A 3,972-nucleotide genomic window follows, 5' to 3' on the forward strand; every position below is an offset into this window, starting at 1 on the left:
AGCGGGACCGCGCCGAGCGCGACCCCGGCAAGCGTCGCGTCGGTGTCGGCCAGCCGGTCGGCGAACGCGTCGGCGATGAGCCCGAGACAGTCGGGGTCGGTTTCGAAGAGGTACTTATCCACGTAGTAGTCGCTCGTCCCCCCGTGTGAGAGCTCGAACTCCCCGAATCGAACCGCATCCGCAGCGCGAAGCGCGGCGATCAGCTCGACCGGTCGGTCGTCGTCGGTCATATCGGATCGGGGTCGTGGCGCGATAATAAACCGGCCGGTTCCCCCTCACTCCAGGTCCGACTCGCCGGGTGCTGGCTCGTCGGATGGCGACTCGCCGGATGGCGACGACTCCGCGGCCGGCGGACCCGCGGCGGGCAGCCGGAGTCGAACGGTCGTCCCCTCGCCGTCGATCCCGGGCTCGAACCCGACCGTCCCACCGTACGCCTCGACCACCCAGGCGACGATCCACAGCCCGATCCCGGAGTTGTGTCGGAGCTGCGTGATCGCCGCGTCGCCCGAGACCACCTCCCGGATCGCCTCCGGGATCCCCGGCCCGTCGTCCGCGACGCGTACCGTGACGGAACCGCGATCGGGGTCCGCGGTCGCGTCGATCGACACCCGCGGCGCGTCGGTGTCGGCGTGGACGACCGCGTTCTCGACGAGGTGATCGAGCACGCGGTCGAGCCGGTCGTCGGCCCGGACCGTGACCCCGTCCGGGATCGACACCTCGATCCGGGCGTCGGGGTGCTGCTCGGCCCGACGCTCGGCCACCGTCTCGGCCACCGGCCGAACCGACAGCGGCCGCGGCTGTTCGGAGAGCCCCTCTTCGACGACGCGTTTGATCTCCCGTGCGCCGTCGCCGAGGTCCGAGAGACGCTTCGCGGTCGCCTCGATCCGGTCGGCGTAGTCGGCTATCCGGTCGTCGTCGGTTCGATTCGCGATCTCGCTGGCGAACCCGAACACGACGTTCAGCTCGTTCCGGAGGTTGTGTCTGAGGATCCGGTTGACGACGCTGAGATATCGCTCGCGGTGTTTCCGCTCCGTGATATCCGTGTAGATACCGAACGCGTACGTCTGGTCCGGCGCGTCGTACGTGAACCCACGAAAGAGGAACTCCCGGGGGCCCGCCACCGTTCGGCGACGGATCTCGTCGGTGACGTGCCCCTCCTCGCGGACGCGGCGGTCGATCGACGCCTCGCTGGTCGCCGGCTCCGCCGGGTCGAGCGTGTCGTACCGGAGGTCGAGCTCGCCGATCGACTGCCCACGGACCGTGGCCGCCTCGTATCCGAACTGCGACTCGAACGCCGGGTTTATCGATTGGATGACGGTGTCGTCCGCCTCGTGGACTACCTCGATCACGGGATCGGGAAGCCGCTCGAACAGACGGTTGAACCGGTCGCGCTCTCGGCTGAGCTCGGTTCTCGTTCGGTGGAGATCGGTGGTGTCGACGAGTGACGCGACCACCCCGCCGGAGCCGTCGTGGAGCGACGAGAGCCGAAGCTCCCCCCGACGCGTCCGGTCGTCACGTCTCACCCCACCCGAGCCGCCATCCGGCCCCGCCGTGCCTCCCGTGTCCGCCGGCTCGACGGTCACGTCGACGACAGTGCTGTCCGCCTCCTCGTCGCGCGCCAGCGACGCGATCGCGTCCAGGATCGTGCCGTCGGTGCGTGACGGGGAGGTAGCGCGCCCGTCCGCCCCACCCGACGCGTCCAACACCGCCGAGATCGCTCGGCCGACGAGCGCGTCCTTCGGGATGCCGAGCCACGCCGCGAACGGGGTCGTCGCGTACGTGACCGCGCCGTCGGCGTCGAGCACACACACCATGTCGTCGACGTTCTCCAGCGCCGACTCGTACGTTCGGAGCTGCCGCTGTCTGTCGACGCGGTCGAACGCCGCCGTCGCGTTCGTCGCCAGCAGCTGGACGACGGAGAGGTCGGCGTCGTCGAACGCTCCCGGCTCCGGTGACCCGACGGAGAACACCCCGTGACGGCCGAGCGGGACCGCGATAACCGAGCGGATATCCCCGTAGTCACGGCCGTCGTCGCGCTCCCGGACGTCGTCGACGACGACGTGCTCGCCGGTGTCGAGCGCCTCGCTGGAGGTGTCCTCGCCGACCGGTCGCGGCGTCCACTCCCCGAGACGCTCGGCGGCCTCGTCGCTCCACGAGACGATTTCGAGCGTCTCCGTCGCCTCGTCGTACAGCTCGATCCCGTTGATCCGGTAGCCGAGTACCTCACGGGCGGCATCGACAAGTCGGGTCGCGATCCCCTCGGCGTCCTCGGCGCGCTGGAGCCGTTCCGCCGTCCCGAGCAGCTGTCTCAGCCGCTCCTCGCGTCGCTTCCGGTCGGTGATATCGGTGAAGAAGACGGAGAGCCCGTCTTCGGAGGGGTACGCTCGGACCTTCGTCCAGAGGTCGAGCGGGCCGTAGTGGTCCTCGAAGGAGACCGGCTCCTGTGTCTCCATCGCCCCCCGGTACGCCGACTCGTACCTCCGTCCGAGCGCGTCCGGGAACTCGCTCCAGACGTGCGTCCCCACGAGCGCGTCGGGGTCCCGGTCGAGCAGCGTCGCCGCCTTCCCGTTGACGTAGGTGAACTCCCAGTCGGCGTCGAGCGCGAAGAACGCGTCGTCGATCCGTTCGAGCGTGTTCTCCAGCCGTTCCGTCGCGGCCTCGCGCCGGTCTCGGGCCTGCTGGCGCTCGAACTCCTGGCCGAGCCACTCCGCGAGCAGCTCGACGAACAACCGCTCCGCGTCGGTGAAGCGCCGCTCACGGGTGTCCTCGTCCGCGAAACACAGCGTCCCGAGGGTCTCCCCCTCGACGACGACCCGACCGCCGATGTACGTCTCCAGACCGAACAGCTCGTAGGCTGGGTCGTCGGCCCACCCGTCCCGCTCCGGGTCGGTGAACGCCGTCGTCCCGCCGTCTTCGATCGTCCGCCGACAGTACGTCGTCTCCAGCGGGACGGTGCCGTCGGGGCTGATCGCCCCCGCTTCGATGAACGACTGGAGGAGCTCGTCCGCCCCCACCTGCTGGAGCAGCTCGTATCGGTCCTCGTCGACCCGCGAGGTGAACCCGATCGTCAGGTCTAGTCGTTCGCGGCCCACTTCGAGGAGGCGGTCGACCTTGGCTTCGACGTCCATGGAACGGTCGGACGTGATCCGGAGGAAGCGCTCGAGGAACTCGTCGTTCGCGCTTCGGCCGGTGCCACGGCGGCCGCTTGCCGCCCGGACTCGGTTCGCGAGCGTCTCCCCGTCGGCCGTCAGTCGGCGACCGGAGACGTACTCGATCCCGTGTCGACCGGCGTCGATCGCGGCGTCAGCGTCGTCATCGGCGGTATACGCGAGGACCGTCGTCTCGGGGAAGCGCTCGCGGACGGCGCGGAGGCAGTCGGGTCGGTCGATTCCGTTGTATCGGTTACTGCCGTCGTCTCGATCACCCACGTCAAGCCGGACCACGACGGCGTCGGCGTCGCCGGCGACGGCAGTGGCTACGTCCGCGTCGGTTCCGTCCGACGGGACCGCGTCGACGACGCGCGTCTCGGGAGGGAGCTCCGCCCACGGGGCGTCCGCTGGCGCTCCGAGGTGGAGGAGTCGGTTCTCAGCCGCCATCGATCGATCCCCCCGCGCGGCGCGCCACGCCCACCGACGGCCAGCGGATGGGATCCGGTCCGCCCACGGCGTCGTGAGGCGGCCGTCCTGTCGTTCCGATCACGCCCCACCGTACCAGCAGTTACGACTTAACGGTTTCCCGTATATCCTCAGATCCGATATTCGCGCCCCGTATCCGGCCGCCGAAAGTGGACGTTCGATCCGGATCCCTCCGTGTCGGATCGGATTCATCACGTCTCGGCCGCGTGAAGAACGGTGTCGCTCCGCAATAGCCGGACGCCGGAGCCGATGTCAGCGGTCGATCCCGCCGCCGCCGGCGACGACCCGCTCGACCTCGGCGGGCGTCACGACCGCGAGGTCGCCGTCGACGGTGCGT

General features: G+C 69.8%; 1 protein-coding gene and 1 pseudogene. Both read right to left on the bottom strand.

Annotation, left to right across the window (positions count from 1 at the left end):
* A pseudogene (locus tag ACFQEU_RS12410) lies at window positions 1–230 on the bottom strand (orotate phosphoribosyltransferase); the annotation flags it as partial.
* Between the two features lie 45 nt (window positions 231–275).
* Window positions 276–3,596 (bottom strand): PAS domain-containing protein, encoded by a 3,321-nt coding sequence (locus tag ACFQEU_RS12415; protein WP_379782591.1) that lies wholly within the window; start codon window positions 3,594–3,596, stop codon window positions 276–278.
* Window positions 3,597–3,972: the final 376 nt, after the last annotated feature.

It is taken from the genome of Halorubrum tibetense, from assembly GCF_042661865.1.
GTDB classification, from domain to species: Archaea; Halobacteriota; Halobacteria; order Halobacteriales; family Haloferacaceae; genus Halorubrum; species Halorubrum tibetense.